The organism is Pseudomonas fluorescens, from assembly GCF_001902145.1.
GTDB lineage: Bacteria > Pseudomonadota > Gammaproteobacteria > Pseudomonadales > Pseudomonadaceae > Aquipseudomonas > Aquipseudomonas fluorescens_BV.
This window is the reverse complement of the sequence record NZ_MRST01000026.1, coordinates 60,173-77,748: the sequence shown is the minus strand read 5'-3', so window position 1 is coordinate 77,748 and position 17,576 is coordinate 60,173. Positions and strand designations below refer to the sequence as shown.

The following is a 17,576-nucleotide window of genomic DNA, read 5'->3' as shown; positions in this document are numbered from 1 at the left end:
AGACGTGCGCCCGTTACACCGGGGTGCCGAGCAATACATGGCTGGGTGCGAACTGCACGCGGATCGCCTGGCCCTGCGCTGCATCAATGGCCTTGAGTGCGACGGGCGGCGCCAGCGCGCACAATACTTGGCCGTTGGGCAGGGCGATACGCACCTCACTGGGGCCGTCTTCGGCGGCGAGAATGGTCTCGATCACGCCGCTCAGGCAATTGTGTCCAAGTGTTTCGGCTTGCCCGTCCGCCAGTAATTCAAGCCACCCGGCCTTGATCAGGGCCACCACTTCCACGCCGGTTTGCAGTTCCAGGCGCAGGGTGCTGTCATGGGTGATCTGTGCGTCGAGGTGCAGGCCGCCGGCCAATTGCAGGCGGATCATATCGTTGTGGCCATGGCTCCCTATGGCGCTGACCTGGCCGTGCAATTGGTTGCGCGCGCTGGTGCGCAGCATCAAGCGGCCCAGCAGGTTGAAGTCGCTGGCCGCTTCGTCCGAGCCAAGGATCTCGGCCTGAAGCAATTGCAGGCGCTGATAAAGGCGCAGCACCCGTTCCCCTTCCTGCGTCAGTTTGGCGCCGCCACCGCCCTTGCCACCGACGCTGCGTTGCACCAGTGGTTTTTGCGCCAGGTTGTTCAGTTCATCAATGGCGTCCCAGGCGGCCTTGTAACTCAACCCGGCACTCTTGGCCGCACGGGTGATGGAGCCCTGCTCGGCAATATGCCCCAACAAGGCAATACGCTGGGGGCGGCGGATGATGTGTTGGCTGAGAGGGCTGGGCACAGACATGGCAGATACGCTTGGGTGAGATGCGCCGACGTTGCCGCGCTGGCGCGGGGGAGTCAAGTCAGCTGCCTGGTTTGGGCGTACGGGCCAGGCAATACACATCCACCTGGCGCGCGCCGGCGTTTATCAACAAGCGCGACAGGCTGTGGGCCGTGGCGCCGGTGGTGAGGACGTCGTCTACCAGCGCCAGATGTTGCCCGGCAACCTGGATGCCGGGGGCCAGTGCGAAGGCGTTGAGCAGGTTGCGTTTGCGGGTCTTGGCATCGAGGTCTTGCTGCGCCACGGTTTCATGGGGGCGTAACAGCGCGTGTTCATCAACGGGAATGTCGAGGGCGTGATTGAGCCAGCGGGCCAGCATCAACGCTTGATTAAAGCCGCGTTCGCGCAGGCGTTTGCGCGCCATGGGCACTGGCAGCAGGCAGTCGGGGCGCTCCAGTTCGGCGTTATCGAAGCGATGCTGCAAGTGCTGCGCCAGCAGGCGCGCCAGCAAGTGCCCCAGCGGCCAACGCGCCTGATGCTTGAAACGGCTGATCAGGGTGTCCACGGGAAAGCTGTAGGTCCAAGGCGCGACCACTTGGTGAAAGGCCGGAGGTCGTTTTTGGCACTGGCCGCAGATCAACCCATCCATGGGCAAGGGCAGGGCGCAGCGCTCGCATTGTTCCATCAGCCATGGCAATTGCGTTTCGCAGGCGCTGCACACGGCCTCGGCCGATTCAGTGCATTCATCGCAAATCAGGCAGGGCTGTATGCTTTTTAACCAGATGTAAACCTGGTGTTTGTGCTTGGGTTGACAGTGCATGGATCTTCCTTAAATATGCCGAGCATCCGTGTCGTGCCTGTGGGTATTGCCCTTCCCGCAGCGCTTGCCAAAGCATAATCAAGGAATCGCCCATGAGCGCCAGCACCTCTGCCACCCTGCGTCACGATTGGTCTTTAGCTGAAGTCAAAGCCCTGTTCGTGCAGCCCTTCAACGACCTGTTGTTCCAGGCGCAGACCGTGCACCGCGCGCATTTCGACGCCAACCGCGTGCAAGTGTCGACCCTGCTGTCGATCAAGACTGGCGCCTGCCCGGAAGATTGCAAATATTGTCCGCAGTCGGGCCACTACAACACTGGCCTGGAAAAAGAGAAGCTGATGGAGGTGCAGAAGGTCCTCGAAGAGGCCGCACGCGCCAAGGCCATCGGTTCGACGCGTTTCTGCATGGGCGCGGCGTGGAAGCATCCGTCGGCCAAAGACATGCCCTATGTGCTGGAGATGGTCAAAGGCGTGAAGGCCATGGGCCTGGAAACCTGCATGACCCTCGGTCGCCTCGACCAGGACCAGACCGAAGCCCTGGCCCAGGCCGGCCTGGACTATTACAACCACAACCTCGACACGTCGCCAGAGTTCTACGGCTCGATCATCACCACCCGCACCTACAGCGAGCGCCTGCAAACCCTGGCGTACGTGCGTGATTCGGGGATGAAGATCTGCTCGGGCGGCATCCTCGGCATGGGCGAGTCTCTCGATGACCGTGCCAACTTGCTGATCCAGTTGGCCAACCTGCCGGAGCATCCGGAGTCGGTGCCGATCAACATGCTGGTGAAGGTAGCGGGCACGCCGTTGGAAAACGCCGATGACATCGACCCCTTCGATTTCATCCGCATGCTGGCGGTGGCGCGCATCCTGATGCCGCAATCCCACGTGCGCCTGTCCGCGGGCCGCGAAGCCATGAATGAGCAGATGCAGGCCCTGGCATTTTTTGCCGGCGCCAACTCGATCTTCTATGGCGACAAACTGCTGACCACCGCCAACCCCCAGGCTGACAAAGACATGCAACTGTTCGCGCGCCTGGGCATCCTGCCCGAAGCCCGTGAAGAGCATGCCGACGAAGTGCACCAGGCGGCGATCGAGCAGGCGTTGGTAGAGCAAAAGAGCAGCGAGCAGTTCTACAACGCTGTGGTGTAACCACCTTTGGAATGCATTCCAGCTCCTCCATTGGATTGAGTTGAACCTGTTAAATCGAGGCCAGCATGTCTTTCGATCTCGCCGCGCGCCTCGCTGCCCGCCGTGCCGACCATCTTTACCGCCAGCGCCCCTTGCTGCAGAGCCCGCAAGGCCCGCATGTGGTGGTGGACGGGCAACCGTTGTTGGCCTTCTGCAATAACGATTACCTCGGCCTGGCCAATCACCCGCAAGTGATCGAAGCCTGGCGCGCCGGTGCGTCCCGCTGGGGCGTGGGCGGTGGCGCTTCGCATTTGGTGGTGGGCCACGCCACACCGCACCATGAACTGGAAGAAGCCCTGGCTGACTTGACCGGTCGCCCGCGTGCCTTGCTGTTCACCACCGGTTACATGGCCAACCTCGGTGCGGTCACGGCGCTGGTGGGGCAGGGCGATACGGTACTGGAAGACCGGCTTAACCACGCGTCCTTGCTGGATGCCGGTTTGCTGTCCGGTGCGCGCTTCAACCGCTACCTGCATAACGACGCAGGCAGCCTGGCCAAGCGCCTGGAGAAAGCCACCGGCAATACCTTGGTGGTCACCGACGGCGTGTTCAGCATGGACGGCGACCTCGCCGACCTGCCCGCGCTGGCCCGTGAGACCAGGGCCAAAGGTGCCTGGCTGATGGTGGATGACGCCCATGGCTTCGGCCCGCTGGGCGCCAATGGCGGCGGTATCGTCGAGCATTTCGGCTTGAGCCAGGACGACGTGCCTGTGCTGGTTGGCACCTTGGGCAAAGCGTTCGGCACTGCGGGGGCTTTTGTGGCCGGCAGTGAAGACTTGATCGAAAGCCTGATCCAATTCGCCCGCCCGTATATCTACACCACCAGCCAACCACCGGCACTGGCCTGCGCCACCCTCAAAAGCCTGGAACTGCTGCGCAGCGAACATTGGCGACGCGAGCACCTCAACGCGTTGATCCGCCAGTTCCGTCATGGCGCCGAGCAGATAGGCCTGGCATTGATGGACAGCTTTACGCCGATCCAACCGATCCTGATTGGCGACAGCGCCCGGGCACTGCGCCTCTCGCAGATGCTGCGCGAGCGCGGCCTGATGGTGACTGCCATTCGCCCACCGACCGTGCCCGCCGGCAGTGCCCGTCTACGGGTGACATTGACGGCGGCCCACAGCGAGGCGCAGGTGCAGCTATTGTTAGACGGGTTGCAAGCGTGTTTTCGCTTGTTAGACGCCTCGGAGCCCGGCTATGCGTAATCGACTGATCCTGCTACCGGGCTGGGGCCTGGGTGTGTCACCGCTGGAACCGTTGGCCGCTGCGCTGCACGGCCTGAACGAGCATGTGCAGGTACAGATCGAACCCTTGCCGGCGCTGCAGGCCAGCGAACTCGGTGAATGGCTCGATGAACTCGATGCGACGCTGCCGGACAACGCCTGGCTCGGGGGCTGGTCGCTGGGCGGCATGCTGGCGTCCGAGTTGGCGGCACGCCGTGGCGAGCGGTGCTGTGGTTTGCTGACTCTGGCGAGCAACCCGTGTTTCGTCGCCCATGACGGCTGGCCCCATGGGATGCCTGCTGAAACCTTCGACGCATTTCTGGCCGGCTGCCATGCCGACTCCCAGGTCACGCTCAAGCGCTTTGGCCTGTTGTGCGCCAAGGGTGCCGAAGACCCGCGCGGCTTGTCGCGGTTGTTGGTCAGTGGGGCGCCGAATACCTCCCCCAGCGTCTTGATGCCCGGCCTGGAGCTGCTGGCCCAACTGGATACGCGGGCGGCCTTGCAGGCCTTTCGTGGGCCACAGTTGCACCTGTTTGCCGGCCTGGATGGGCTTGTGCCTGCCGAAGCCGCCAGTGACCTGCTGGCCTTGCTCCCCGATGTAGAAATCGGCCTGATTGAACAGGCCGGTCACGCGTTTCTTCTGGAAGACCCTCACGGAGTAGCCGGGGCCATCCAGGCTTTTTTGCATGAGTGTGTTGATGACTGACCTATCCCACCCGCCCTTGCCAGGGGGCTTGCCGGACAAGCGCCAGGTCGCAGCCTCGTTCTCCCGTGCGGCGGCCAGTTACGACGGCGTGGCCGAGTTGCAGCGTGCGGTCGGGCATGAACTGCTCAGCCGTTTGCCGCACGGCCTGGCGCCACAGCGTTGGCTAGACATGGGCTGCGGCACGGGCTACTTCAGCCGCGTATTGGGCGAGCGTTTGCCCGGCAGCCAAGGTGTGGCGTTGGACATTGCCGAGGGCATGCTCAGCCACGCGCGTCCACTGGGCGGCGCTGCGCATTTCGTGGCTGGCGATGCAGAACGCTTGCCACTTGCAGCTGACAGCTTCGAACTGCTCTTCTCCAGCCTCGCGGTACAGTGGTGTGCCCATTTTGATGCGGTGCTCAGCGAAGCCCGGCGTGTGCTGCGACCAGGTGGCGTGCTGGCCTTTGCCAGCCTGTGCGTAGGCACCCTGGATGAGTTGCGCGAGAGCTGGCGGGCGGCGGACGGCCTGGTACACGTCAATCGCTTCCGCACCTTCGAGGTTTATCAGCAACTGTGTGCGGCCAGTGGTTTGCGGGTGATAAGCCTGGCGCGACAGCCCCATGTGTTGCATTACCCGGATGTGCGCAGCCTGACCCATGAGCTCAAGGCATTGGGCGCCCACAACCTCAACCCAGGCCGCCCGGGAGGGTTGACGGGCCGTGCGCGGATTGTCGCGCTGGTAGAGGCCTACGAGCAGTTCCGCCAGGCCCAGGGCCTGCCCGCCACGTACCAAGTGGTGTATGCCGTACTGGAGAAACCGTTATGAGCGCCGCTTACTTCATCACCGGTACAGACACCGATGTTGGCAAGACCACCATCGCCGCCGGCCTGTTGCATGCCGCCAGGCTCGCCGGCAAAAGCACGGCCGCCGGGAAACCGGTGGCGTCGGGCTGCCAACTGACGACCCAGGGCTTGCGCAATGCCGACGCCTTGGCGTTGCTGGCCGAGTGTTCAGTGCCGCTCAGTTATGCCGAGGTCAACCCGGTGGCCTTCGAGCCCGCTATCGCGCCTCACCTGGCGGCGCGCGAGGCGGGCGTCGGGCTCACGGTGCAATCGCTGCTCAAGCCGATGCAGCAGATCCTGGCGCGGGGCGCGGACTTCACCCTGATCGAAGGGGCGGGTGGTTGGCGCGTGCCCTTGGCCGATCAAGCCAACCTGTCGGACCTGGCCATGGCGCTCAAGCTACCGGTGATCCTGGTGGTGGGCGTGCGACTTGGGTGCATCAGCCATGCGTTGCTCACCGCCGAAGCCATCGGTCGGGACGGCTTGCCGCTGGCGGGCTGGGTGGCAAATATCATCGACCCCAAGACCTCTCGTCTGGAAGAAAACCTCGCTACCCTGGCGGAGCGCTTGCCGGCGCCCTGCCTGGGGCGGGTGCCAAGACTCAAGCATGCCGGGGCCGCTGCGGTGGCCGAGTACCTGATGCTGGACCTGCTTGACTGATTTTGGCTATCGATAAGGCAATATGCCATTAGTGTTTTTGACGGGCCTTTTGCCAGGATGTCTGGTTCAATCGGGCTTCACGATTTTCTCAAAGGCAGGCTTACGCCATGGACATCTCTGGAAGCAGCGCGTTTTATTCGGGCCTGAGCACTATTCAGACCGGGCAGAACCGCGTCGACCAGGCGGCCGGCAAGATTGCCAGCGCCGCGACCACCCAGCCATCGGCCGCGCAAAGCGACCGTCTGCAAGCCAATGACCGCGCCCAAGCGTCCAATTCGGCGAGCAACATGGTGGAAATGGCCCAGGGCAAGTTTCAAGTCGAGCTGGGGGCGAAAGTCGCCAAGGCTTCGGACGAAATGCTCGGTACGTTGATCGATACCTACGCCTGATCCCGTCCCACCCTGTAGGAGCGAGCTTGCTCGCGAAAAACGCCAACGATAACGCGTACCGCCTGGACTAGCACGGTGTGCTGATGTCCTTCGCGAGCAAGCTCGCTCCTACAAAAAATTCATCTTTCCTAAAAGTTCTGTGTGGCATCCAGCCGCAGGCATCGCCGTGCCTGGCTGACCCGCATCAAGACAAACGGCATCTGGCCGACGCTTGACAACCCTGGGTCGTAAACGTATGTTTCAAACACCTGTTTGACCGCCATAACAAATCCACGCGGTTGTTCATCCCAGCTACATCAGCAGAGGTTTATCGCTATGCCTGACTACAAGGCCCCCTTGCGTGATATTCGCTTCGTTCGTGACGAACTGCTCGGTTATGAAGCGCACTATCAGAGCCTGCCGGCTTGCCAGGACGCTACCCCGGACATGGTCGACGCCATCCTCGAAGAAGGCGCCAAGTTCTGTGAGCAAGTACTGGCACCGTTGAACCGCGTGGGCGACATCGAAGGGTGTACCTGGAGTGAGTCAGGCGTTAAAACCCCAGCGGGCTTCAAAGAAGCCTACAAACAATTCGTCGAAGGCGGCTGGCCAAGCCTGGCCCACGACGTGGAGCACGGTGGCCAAGGCCTGCCGGAATCCCTGGGCCTGGCCGTGAGCGAAATGGTCGGCGAAGCCAACTGGTCCTGGGGCATGTACCCGGGCCTGTCCCATGGCGCGATGAACACTATTTCCGAACACGGCACCCCCGAGCAGCAAGAGGCTTACCTGACCAAGCTGGTGTCGGGCGAATGGACCGGCACCATGTGCCTGACCGAGCCACACTGCGGTACCGACCTGGGCATGCTGCGCACCAAGGCCGAGCCTCAGGCTGACGGTTCCTACAAAGTCTCCGGTACCAAGATCTTCATCTCGGCCGGCGAACACGACATGGCCGATAACATCGTCCACATCGTACTGGCTCGCCTGCCGGACGCACCGGCCGGCACCAAAGGCATCTCGCTGTTTATCGTGCCCAAGTTCCTGCCCAACGCCGATGGTTCGGTGGGCGAGCGCAACGCAGTCACCTGTGGTTCCCTGGAACACAAGATGGGCATCCACGGTAACGCCACCTGCGTGATGAACTTCGACGCGGCCACCGGTTTCCTGATCGGCCCGGCGAACAAAGGCCTGAACTGCATGTTCACCTTCATGAACACCGCTCGCCTGGGCACCGCGCTGCAAGGCCTGGCTCACGCCGAGATCGGCTTCCAGGGCGGCTTGAAATACGCGCGTGATCGCCTGCAAATGCGCTCCCTCACCGGCCCCAAAGCGCCGGACAAAGCCGCTGACCCGATCATCGTGCACCCTGACGTACGCCGCATGCTGCTGACCATGAAAGCCTTCGCCGAAGGTAACCGTGCGATGGTGTACTTCACTGCCAAGCAAGTGGATATCGTCAAGTACGGCACCGACGACGAAGCCAAGAAACAGGCCGACGGCCTGCTGGCCTTCATGACCCCGATCGCCAAGGCGTTCATGACCGAAGTCGGTTTTGAGTCGGCCAACCACGGCGTGCAGATCTACGGTGGCCACGGCTTTATCGCTGAGTGGGGCATGGAGCAGAACGTTCGCGACAGCCGCATTTCGATGCTGTACGAAGGCACCACCGGCATTCAGGCGCTGGACCTGCTCGGCCGTAAAGTGCTGATGACCCAAGGCGAAGCGCTCAAGGGCTTCACCAAGATCGTGCACAAGTTCTGCCAGGCCAACGAAGGTAACGACGCGGTCAAAGAGTTCGTTGCACCGCTGGCGGCACTGAACAAAGAGTGGGGCGAGTTGACCATGAAGGTCGGCATGGCCGCGATGAAAGACCGTGAAGAAGTCGGTGCTGCTTCGGTGGACTACCTGATGTACTCCGGCTACGCCTGCCTGGCTTACTTCTGGGCCGACATGGCACGCCTGGCCGCCGAGAAACTGGCCGCCGGCACCAGCGAAGAGGCGTTCTACACGGCCAAGTTGCAGACTGCACGCTTCTACTTCCAGCGCATCCTGCCGCGTACCCGCACCCACGTGGCAACCATGCTGTCGGGCGCCAACAACCTGATGGACATGAAAGAAGAAGACTTCGGCCTGGCTTACTAAGCCTTACCGGGTTCTTCTAAAAACCGCCGCCTCCTTCGGGACGCGGCGGTTTTTTTGCACTTGTGTAGGAGCGAGCTTGCTCGCGAAGGTCTTTAACGATAACGCGGGCATTCTGGGTAAGCGCGGTGCCTATGGGTTCTTCGCGAGCAAGCTCGCTCCTACAGAAGGCGCGCATAAAAAACCGCAGTGATGCACTCAGGGATTGCAACCCGCTGCCGTTACAGTGATGGCAATGTGATACATGGTCGGTCGGTTGTGCTTAACTGATCGCTTAGAGGCACAGTGCCATTATTTGTTAGCGGGTCGGAGCTTTACCCTTGTCACGCGTGTCCGCTGTACGTTTCAGCCATTTTCTTCCTTCGCTGCTGCTGTTGCTGGCCGGGCTCTCGGCTGCGTACGTCAAGGACCTCAGCGTCTTCTTCACCTCGCTGTTCAACGTGTTGCCGACCCTGGTCCTGCTGCTGGGCGGTGCCTATTGCGCGGTGTATCGACGCCAGCGTGAACTGTTCCTGATGGTCACGGTGTACGTCGCCTATTTCCTGCTGGATACCCAGACCGACTTCTACCGTGACAATGGCCGCGTGCGTGAAGACGCTGCCGTGGTGTTCCACCTGTGCTGCCTGCTGTTGCCATTGCTGTTCAGCATCTATGCGCTGTGGCAGGAAAAGACCCATCTGTTCCGTGACTTCGTCGCCCGCTGCGCGGTGTTGCTGGCGGTGGGCAGTGTGGCGCTGGCCTTGGAGCAAAGCTTCCCCCAGGCTTTGCTGGGCTGGTTGGCGGAGATCCGCTGGCCGATGCTGCATGGCGCCTGGATGAGCCTGATCCAACTCTCATACCCGATGTTCCTGATCGGCTTTCTCACCCTGGCCGCCCAATACTGGTACCAGCCGCGCCCGCTACACGCCGCGCAACTGGTGGGGTTGCTGGGGATGTTCTGGATGTTGCCGCAAACCTTCATCCTGCCGTTCACCCTCAACATCATGTGCAGCCAGGTGATGCTGATGATCGCTGCGGGGGTGGCGCACGAGGCGTATCAAATGGCGTTTCGTGATGAGCTCACTGGCTTGCCGGGGCGCCGTGCCCTCAACGAGCGCATGCAGCGGCTGGGGCGCAACTATGTGCTGGCGATGAGCGACGTCGATCACTTCAAGCGTTTCAATGACACCCACGGCCACGATGTGGGCGACCAGGTGCTGCGCCTGGTGGCGAGCAAGCTGTCCAAGGTCAACGGCGGCGGGCGGGCCTACCGTTACGGCGGTGAAGAGTTTGCCGTGGTGTTTGCCGGCAAGACTCTGGATGAGTGCATGCCGCACCTGGAGGAGATCCGCGAGATCATCGCCAGCTACGACATCAAGTTGCGCAACCCGGACCGCCCCCAGGACGACCATCAAGGCCGCCAGCGCCGTGCGGGCAGCGGCGCGTCCAGTGTGTCGGTGACGGTGAGCATCGGCGTGGCCGAACGCCAGGCCGAGCAGCGCAGCCCCGACGAGGTGCTCAAATCCGCCGACCAGGCGCTGTACGCGGCCAAGGGAGCGGGGCGTAATTGCGTGGTCGCGGCCGGGCAAACCCGTCGTGGCGCGGTGCGCATGCAGAGCGCTGCCGGTTGAGTAATGGCGCTGTATTCAGCAGCGCTACAGTGATTGTCCACGGCCATGGCCGGCAGTAGGTTAACCCTATCTGCTGCCGGAGACATTGCCATGCCTGAGTACAAAGCTCCCCTGCGCGACATGCGCTTTCTGATCGACAACGTATTCGATTTCCACGGCCACTACGCGGCCCTGGGCGCCACGGATGCCAGCCCGGACATGGTCAGTGCGATCCTCGAAGAAGGCGCCAGGTTCTGCGAAAACGTACTCGCGCCGCTCAATCGCAGCGGCGATGAAGAGGGCTGCCATTTCGATAATGGTGTGGTGACCACTCCCAAAGGTTTCAAGCAAGCCTTTGCCCAGTATGTGGAAGGCGGCTGGCACGGCGTGGCGGCAGACCCGGCCTACGGTGGCCAGGGCCTGCCTCATTCCCTGGGCCTGGTGCTGAGCGAGATGATCGGCTCCAGCAACACCTCCTGGGGCATGTACCCGGGCCTGACCCACGGCGCGATGTCGGCCATCCACGCCCACGGCACCGACGAACAGAAAGCCACCTACCTGAGCAAGCTCACCGCCGGCGAATGGGCCGGCACCATGTGCCTGACCGAAGCCCACTGCGGCACCGACCTGGGCTTGATCAAGACCCGCGCCGTGCCGCAGGCGGACGGCAGTTACGCGGTCACCGGCAGCAAGATCTTCATCTCGGCCGGCGAGCACGACATGAGCGCCAATATCATCCACTTGGTGCTGGCCAAGCTGCCGGACGCGCCGGCGGGCACCAAGGGCATCTCGTTGTTTATCGTGCCCAAGTTCCATGCCGACTCCGGCGAGCGCAATGCAGTGCACTGCGGCTCTATCGAACACAAGATGGGCATCAAGGCCTCTGCCACCTGCGTGCTGAACTTTGATGGCGCCAAAGGCTATTTGATTGGCGAGGCGAACAAGGGCCTCAACTGCATGTTCACGATGATGAACCACGCACGCCTGGGCACCGGCATGCAGGGCCTGTGCAACGGCGAGGCGAGCTTCCAGGGCGCGATCAAGTACGCCAACGACCGCCTGCAAATGCGTTCGCTGACCGGCGCCAAGGCCCCGGAGAAAGCCGCCGACCCGATCATCGTGCACGCCGATGTACGCCGCATGCTGCTGACCATGAAGGCTTTCAACGAGGGCAACCGCGCGCTGACCTATTTCACCGCGCAACTGCTCGATACCGCACACCTTGGCAGCGATGCTGGCCAACGCCAGGAAGCCGAGGACCTGTTGGCCTTCCTCACGCCGATCTGTAAAGCCTTCATGACCGAAACCGGCCTGGAGGTGACCAACCACGGCATGCAGGTATTCGGCGGCCATGGCTATATTCGTGAGTGGGGTATGGAGCAACTGGCCCGTGACGCACGGATTGCGCCGATCTATGAAGGCACCAACGGCATCCAGGCCCTGGACCTGCTCGGGCGCAAGGTGCTGGGCAGCCAGGGCAGGTTGCTGCGTGGGTTTACCAAAATTGTGCATAAGTTCTGCGCGGCCAATGGCGAGCATGCGCAACTCAAGGCCCATGTGGCGCAACTCAATGAACTGAACCAGCAATGGGGCGAACTGACCCTGAAGGTCGGCACGGCAGCGATGAAAAACCCTGACGAAGTGGGCGCGGCGGCCATGGATTACCTGATGTACAGCGGTTACATCATCCTCGCCTACCTGTGGTTGCGCATGGCGATCGCGGCGCACGCCCAGGATGACCAAGGGTTTGCCCAGGCGAAGCTTGCGACCTGCGACTTTTATTTCAAGCGCTTGTTGCCGCGTACGGCCATGCACCGTGCTGCGGTAGAGGCGGGGAGCGAATGCCTGATGAGTCTCCCAGCCGACGCTTTCTCCCTGTAGGAGCGAGCTTGCTCGCGAAGAACGTCAACGATTACGCGAACGTCTGGTTTAGCGAGGTGTTCTTGAGTTTTTCGCGAGCAAGCTCGCTTCTACAAGAAACTTCATTGTGTGACTGGTAAATACTTAATGGTCACGAACGGACCCTATGTGTCTGAAAAGTTGTTCGGGTACACTCGGCGTCTGTAAAACCGATCCTATCGAATCACTTTTCAAGTTCTCACGAGGTTTGCCATGGCTGATTACAAAGCGCCGTTGCGTGATATGCGCTTCGTCCTCAACGAAGTGTTTGAGGTCGCTAACACTTGGGCCCAGTTACCGGCATTGGCAGACAGCGTTGACGCCGAAACCGTCGAAGCGATCCTGGAAGAGGCCGGCAAGGTCACCGCCAAATCCATTGCGCCGCTCAGCCGCGGCGGCGATGAGCAAGGCTGCCACTGGGCGGACGGCGCCGTCACGACTCCCGACGGCTTCCCCCAGGCCTACAGCACCTACGCCGAAGGCGGCTGGGTAGGCGTGGGCGGCGACCCGACCTACGGCGGCATGGGCATGCCCAAGGCCGTGTCGGCGCAGGTTGAAGAAATGATCAACTCGTCGAGCCTGGCCTTCGGCCTGTACCCGATGTTGACCTCCGGCGCCTGTGTATCGATCAACACCCACGCCAGTGAAGAACTCAAGGCTACCTACCTGCCGAAGATGTATTCCGGTGAGTGGGCCGGTTCCATGTGCCTGACGGAAGCCCATGCCGGTACCGACCTGGGGATGATCCGTACCAAGGCCGAGCCTCAGGCGGACGGTTCCTACAAGGTCAGCGGCACCAAGATCTTCATCACCGGTGGCGAGCACGACCTGACCGAAAACATCATCCACCTGGTACTGGCCAAACTGCCGGATGCACCGGCAGGGCCCAAGGGCATTTCGCTGTTCCTGGTACCGAAGTTCCTGGTAAATGCCGATGGCAGCCTGGGCGCGCGTAACCCGGTGAATTGCGGCTCCATTGAACACAAGATGGGCATCCAGGCCTCCGCCACCTGTGTGATGAACTTCGACGAAGCCGTGGGTTACCTGGTCGGTGAGCCCAACCGTGGCTTGGCGGCGATGTTCACCATGATGAACTATGAGCGCCTGGGCGTCGGTATCCAGGGCTTGGCTTCTGGCGAGCGGTCCTATCAGAACGCGATTGAATATGCCCGCGACCGTCTGCAGAGCCGTTCCCCGCTAGGTGCGCAGGCCAAGGACAAGCCGGCAGACCCGATTATCGTGCACCCGGATGTCCGTCGCATGTTGCTGACCATGAAGGCGGCGAACGAAGGCGGCCGGGCGTTCTCCACCTACGTGGCGACGCAGTTGGACATCGCCAAGTTCAGCGACGATGCGCAAGCGCGCGAGCGTGCCGATAACCTGGTGGCGTTGCTGACGCCAGTTGCCAAGGCGTTCCTCACCGACCTGGGCCTGGAAACCACCGTACTCGGCCAGCAGGTGTTTGGTGGCCACGGTTACATTCGCGAGTGGGGCCAGGAGCAACTGGTGCGTGACGTGCGCATCACCCAGATCTACGAAGGCACCAACGGCATTCAGGCCCTGGATCTGATGGGTCGCAAGATCGTCGGCAGCGGCGGTGCGTTCTATACCTTGTTTGCTGATGAGATCCGCCAGTTCATCGCCGCATCGGGCCTTGAGTTGGACGAGTTCACCAAGCCACTGAGTGTGGCAGTAGATAACCTGGATGAGCTGACGGCCTGGGTACTTGACCGCGCCAAGAGCAATCCTAATGAAATCGGCGCGGCCTCGGTGGAATACCTGCATGCGTTCGGCTATATGGCCTATGCCTATATGTGGGCGCGCATGGCCAAGGCGGCCTTGGGCAAAGAGGGCGAAGAGGATTTCTACGCCAGCAAACTGGGGACTGCGCGTTTCTACTTTGCCCGTCTGTTGCCGCGTATCCACTCGTTGAGTGCATCGGTAAAAGCCGGTAGCGAATCACTGTTCCTGATGGATGAAGCCCTGTTTTAAAGGCGTGGAGGGCGTGTAAGCATTCTCTTACATGACGTGCTGCTAATCGTCCTCTATCGCCACATTGGATCCACGGCTAATCTACTTCACATGGACGTCGCGCAGGAAGCGCAAAGCAACAACACGGACACGTAGGATTCTGCCAGGACGGCGGAGTGAAATGGATGTCAGGGAAACAGTCTGCAAAGCCCCGCTTCGGCGGGGTTTTCTTTTGTCCGCGAAAAAGTCAGGCGGTTGCCGGCGGGGCATTCATCACGTCTTCCAGCAGGGTGCGCAGCAACGCCACCGTCGCCTGCTGGCGTTGCACATCGCGGCATACCAACCCCACTTTCAGCGCTACCCTGGGTTCGCTCAAGGGTTTCCACAGCAGCGCCTTGCTGTTGTGCTCGTCCTGGGAGCGCCCAGGCAGCACGGTCGCCAAGCGGGTGTGAGGCAGGCTGTCGAGAATGCCCACCATGGTATTGAGCTCCGCCTGCACTTGCGGACGCCGCCCGAGGTTGGACAGTTGGCCTTGCCAGATCTGCCGAACCTGAAACTCTTCCCCCAGCAGCAACATCGGCAACTCGGCGGCTTGTTTGAGCGAGACTTTCTTGAACTCGCGCAGCGGATGGTCTTCGGGAATCACCACTTTCAACTCGTCCTCATACAGCAACACGCCGTGCAGGCCCGGTTGACGCGGTGGCAGGTAGCTGATGCCAATATCGAGTGAGCCGTTGAGCAACCGCCGTTCAATCTCAAGCCCGGTCAGCTCGTAGATCTGCACCACCAGATGGGGCTGGGCCTTGCGCACGCGCTCAAGCATCTGCGGCACCAGGCTGGTGTGCACGGTTTGCAGCACGCCGATGGCCAGGGTGCGCATGGCCTGGCCTTTGAAGTTGCGGAGCGCCTCGACGGCTTGCTGCATGCCATCAATCAGCGGCAACGCATGGTTGTATAGGGTGTGGGCCGCCAGGGTGGGCAACAGCCGCTTGCTGCTGCGTTCGAACAGGCTGACGTCGAGGTTCTGTTCCAGTTGGCGAATCTGTTGCGACAACGCTGGCTGGGAGATCGACAGACGCTCCGCGGCACGGCCTACGTGGCCTTCCTCGTACACCGCGACGAAATAACGCAGTTGCTTGATATCCATAAGGTTTGCTTATCGAAAAAGCTGGAAAATCGAAATGGCCGCTGGCCCCCGCGGCGCCTAGTCTAGCGCCTATTCGCAGGGCTTACAGGGCCGGATCGGACAATGAACAGCGTTTTTGTTGATAGCGTTTATATAGGCAAGGCAAAAAATCTGAAAGCCTCATCACCAGGTGGCATCGACCAAGGTCAGGTTGCCAGCGGGGGTGAAGTGTGAACTTGTTCCGTCGCTGTGCGCCGAGTCTGGATGACCTGGTTGTGCATGCCCCGCGTGCAGATGTTTCCAGCCAGTGCCTGATGCCCACTGTGGCGCGCCCGCCCCAAGTATTTGTGCAGGGGCAGGGTTCCTGGCTTTCGGACGCTGACGACCGCGCCTATCTGGATTTCAGTCAAGGCGGCGGCGCCAACAGCCTGGGTCACAGCCCCCAGGCCGTACGCGACGCCATTGCCGAACAGATGCACAGCGTGATCAACCCTGGCCTGGGTTTGCACAACCGCGCGCAACTGGATCTTGTCGATCGTCTGTGCCACCACACCTGCAGCGACCAGACCTATTTGCTCAACAGCGGTGCCGAAGCCTGTGAAGCGGCCATCAAGTTGGCACGCAAGTGGGGCCAACTGCATCGCGGTGGCGCTTACCACATCATCACCGTAAACAATGGCTGTCATGGGCGGAGTCTGGGGGCGATGTCGGCGTCGGCCGTGGTCTGCGAAAACCGATTCGAACCGCAGTTGCCAGGTTTCAGCCAAGTGCCATTTAACGATCTGCCGGCCCTGCATGCAGCGGTCGATGCGCAGACCGTCGCCATCATGCTGGAGCCGATACAAAGCGGCGGCGGTGTCTTCCCTGCGACAGAACATTACCTCAAGGGCGTCGAACGCCTGTGTCGTGAGCTGGGGATCCTGCTGATCTTCGACGAAGTGCAAACCGGTATGGGCCGCTGCGGCAGCTTGCTCGCCGAACAGCAATACGGCGTGCGCGCCGACATCATTGCCCTGGGAAAAGGCCTGGGCGGCGGCGTGCCCCTGGCGGCGCTGCTGGCGCGTGGCACTGCCTGTTGCTTCGAACCGGGCGAGCTGGACGGTACACATCATGGCAATGCACTGATGGCATCTGCGGGTATCGCAGTACTCGACGCTCTATTGGAGAACGGCTTTCTCGAGCACCTACGTGAATCTGGCTTGTACCTGGCAGAAGGCCTTGCCCGCCTGGCCTACCGTTACGGCCATGGCCCCTTGCGCGGCAACGGGCTGCTTTGGGGCCTGACACTGTCGGACGATTGCGCCGCTGCAGTGGTCAAAGCCGCGCTGCACGAAGGCTTGATTCTCACTGCCGCGCAACCTGACTGCCTGCGCTTTACCCCTGCGCTGAACGTCAGCAAAAACCATATCGACGAAATGCTTCTTCGGCTTGCCCGCGCCTTTTCTCGGGTGCGTACCGCTCAAGTGCAATGCCGCAAGGGCATCGCGGTGTGACCCCAGTTTCCTGAACCGTCTCGCGGCATACGCGGCGCCTCCAGCCTGATTTTTTTGGCTGGGGGCGTTTTTTTGTCTGGGTAATTTCTGGTGTGAAAACGTTGATTGAGCCTCTCTGGAAACAGTGGTTTCTTAGCGGGCGTCGGCAAGGACCACCGATGGGGCACAATGTGCTCGACTTTCAATCTATACCACTGGGTGGTATGTTTTTGGGAAGGGAACTCAAGGAGTTTGTGGAGATACAACATGACCAAGAAGTATAAAAGCGAGGCGTTTGAGTCCATTCACCAGTCAGCCAAGGCGCTTCATGCTGTCGGCGCCATCAGCAAAACCACTCTGCGAGAATATGACGAGGCGTGCTTATCCATGCCAGACCAAATCCCTGCCGAACAGATCAAGCAACTACGTGAAAGCAGCCATGTCAGCCAACCTGTGTTCGCCCGCTACCTGAACACCAGCGCGTCCACGGTCAAAAAATGGGAGTCGGGAGAGAAGCGGCCCAGCGGCATGGCGCTCAAGTTACTGAGCATCGTGCAAAAGCATGGCCTGGAGATTCTGGCCTGAGATGGCCCAATGCCAGAATCCACTGAACCCTCACGAACCGCCAAGGTCGATTAGCTACACGGCTCACACGAGCCGATTTTCTGGAGCTGACCCATGGACATCATTCGTATCATCATCGCCATTCTGCTGCCGCCATTGGGTGTGTTCCTGCAAGTAGGCTTCGGCGGTGCATTCTGGCTGAATATCCTGCTGACCCTGTGCGGTTACTTCCCTGGCATCATTCACGCGGTGTACATCATCGCCAAGCGTTGA

16 protein-coding genes are annotated in these 17,576 nt (G+C 61.2%); 13 read left to right on the top strand and 3 right to left on the bottom strand.

The window, feature by feature from the left end; translation table 11 throughout:
- Positions 1-13: 13 nt before the first annotated feature.
- Together BUE92_RS19815 and BUE92_RS19810 are read right to left on the bottom strand one after the other, a co-directional pair.
- A complete protein-coding gene (locus tag BUE92_RS19815; protein WP_073525841.1) occupies positions 14-778 on the bottom strand; it encodes a TOBE domain-containing protein in 765 nt (254 codons plus the stop codon).
- A 58-nt stretch (positions 779-836) separates the two neighbouring features.
- Entirely contained in the window at positions 837-1,574 is a 738-nt protein-coding gene (locus BUE92_RS19810) for a ComF family protein (RefSeq protein WP_073525840.1), read from the bottom strand.
- A gap of 92 nt (positions 1,575-1,666) precedes the next feature.
- Here BUE92_RS19810 and bioB point away from each other — a divergent pair, with 92 nt between their 5' ends.
- The 10 genes from bioB to BUE92_RS19760 all read left to right on the top strand — a co-directional run bounded on the left by bioB (position 1,667) and on the right by BUE92_RS19760 (position 14,162).
- Positions 1,667-2,722, top strand: coding sequence for a biotin synthase BioB (bioB, locus tag BUE92_RS19805; RefSeq protein ID WP_014720209.1), 1,056 nt, complete (start codon positions 1,667-1,669; stop codon positions 2,720-2,722).
- A gap of 65 nt (positions 2,723-2,787) precedes the next feature.
- Entirely contained in the window at positions 2,788-3,969 is a 1,182-nt protein-coding gene (bioF, locus tag BUE92_RS19800) for an 8-amino-7-oxononanoate synthase (protein ID WP_056783937.1), read from the top strand.
- Complete coding sequence (locus tag BUE92_RS19795) at positions 3,962-4,693, top strand: alpha/beta fold hydrolase (protein WP_073525839.1); 732 nt, start codon at positions 3,962-3,964, stop codon at positions 4,691-4,693. Before bioF ends, BUE92_RS19795 begins: the two co-directional genes overlap by 8 nt.
- Entirely contained in the window at positions 4,686-5,498 is an 813-nt protein-coding gene (bioC, locus tag BUE92_RS19790) for a malonyl-ACP O-methyltransferase BioC (protein WP_073525838.1), read from the top strand. Before BUE92_RS19795 ends, bioC begins: the two co-directional genes overlap by 8 nt.
- Positions 5,495-6,175, top strand: coding sequence for a dethiobiotin synthase (gene bioD, locus BUE92_RS19785; RefSeq protein WP_073525837.1), 681 nt, complete (start codon positions 5,495-5,497; stop codon positions 6,173-6,175). The genes bioC and bioD overlap by 4 nt, the downstream gene beginning before the upstream one ends.
- A 107-nt stretch (positions 6,176-6,282) precedes the next feature.
- Positions 6,283-6,564, top strand: a complete 282-nt coding sequence (locus BUE92_RS19780; RefSeq protein ID WP_020302162.1) for a hypothetical protein — start codon at positions 6,283-6,285, stop codon at positions 6,562-6,564.
- Positions 6,565-6,879: 315 nt separating this feature from the next.
- Entirely contained in the window at positions 6,880-8,685 is a 1,806-nt protein-coding gene (locus tag BUE92_RS19775; RefSeq protein WP_073525836.1) for a phenylacyl-CoA dehydrogenase, read from the top strand.
- A gap of 317 nt (positions 8,686-9,002) precedes the next feature.
- Positions 9,003-10,292 carry a GGDEF domain-containing protein gene (locus BUE92_RS19770; protein ID WP_003194787.1) on the top strand — a complete coding sequence of 430 codons (1,290 nt, stop codon included), beginning with the start codon at positions 9,003-9,005 and terminating at the stop codon, positions 10,290-10,292.
- A 90-nt stretch (positions 10,293-10,382) separates the two neighbouring features.
- Positions 10,383-12,152: an acyl-CoA dehydrogenase C-terminal domain-containing protein gene (locus BUE92_RS19765; protein WP_073525834.1), complete on the top strand. Its 1,770-nt coding sequence runs from the start codon at positions 10,383-10,385 to the stop codon at positions 12,150-12,152.
- Between the two features lie 231 nt (positions 12,153-12,383).
- Complete coding sequence (locus tag BUE92_RS19760; RefSeq protein WP_073525833.1) at positions 12,384-14,162, top strand: acyl-CoA dehydrogenase C-terminal domain-containing protein; 1,779 nt, start codon at positions 12,384-12,386, stop codon at positions 14,160-14,162.
- A gap of 226 nt (positions 14,163-14,388) precedes the next feature.
- On the opposite strand, the gene BUE92_RS19755 is transcribed toward BUE92_RS19760, so the two are convergent.
- The gene (locus tag BUE92_RS19755; protein WP_073525832.1) at positions 14,389-15,288 is read right to left on the bottom strand and encodes a LysR family transcriptional regulator; all 900 of its coding nucleotides are present in this window, start codon (positions 15,286-15,288) and stop codon (positions 14,389-14,391) included.
- A 209-nt stretch (positions 15,289-15,497) separates the two neighbouring features.
- Here BUE92_RS19755 and BUE92_RS19750 point away from each other — a divergent pair, with 209 nt between their 5' ends.
- From BUE92_RS19750 to BUE92_RS19740, 3 genes are all read left to right on the top strand, one after another.
- Complete coding sequence (locus tag BUE92_RS19750; protein ID WP_073525831.1) at positions 15,498-16,760, top strand: aspartate aminotransferase family protein; 1,263 nt, start codon at positions 15,498-15,500, stop codon at positions 16,758-16,760.
- A gap of 246 nt (positions 16,761-17,006) precedes the next feature.
- On the top strand, positions 17,007-17,324 hold the full coding sequence (locus tag BUE92_RS19745; RefSeq protein WP_073525830.1) for a helix-turn-helix domain-containing protein: 318 nt from the start codon (positions 17,007-17,009) through the stop codon (positions 17,322-17,324).
- 93 nt (positions 17,325-17,417) lie between these two features.
- Positions 17,418-17,576: a YqaE/Pmp3 family membrane protein gene (locus tag BUE92_RS19740; RefSeq protein ID WP_003194776.1), complete on the top strand. Its 159-nt coding sequence runs from the start codon at positions 17,418-17,420 to the stop codon at positions 17,574-17,576.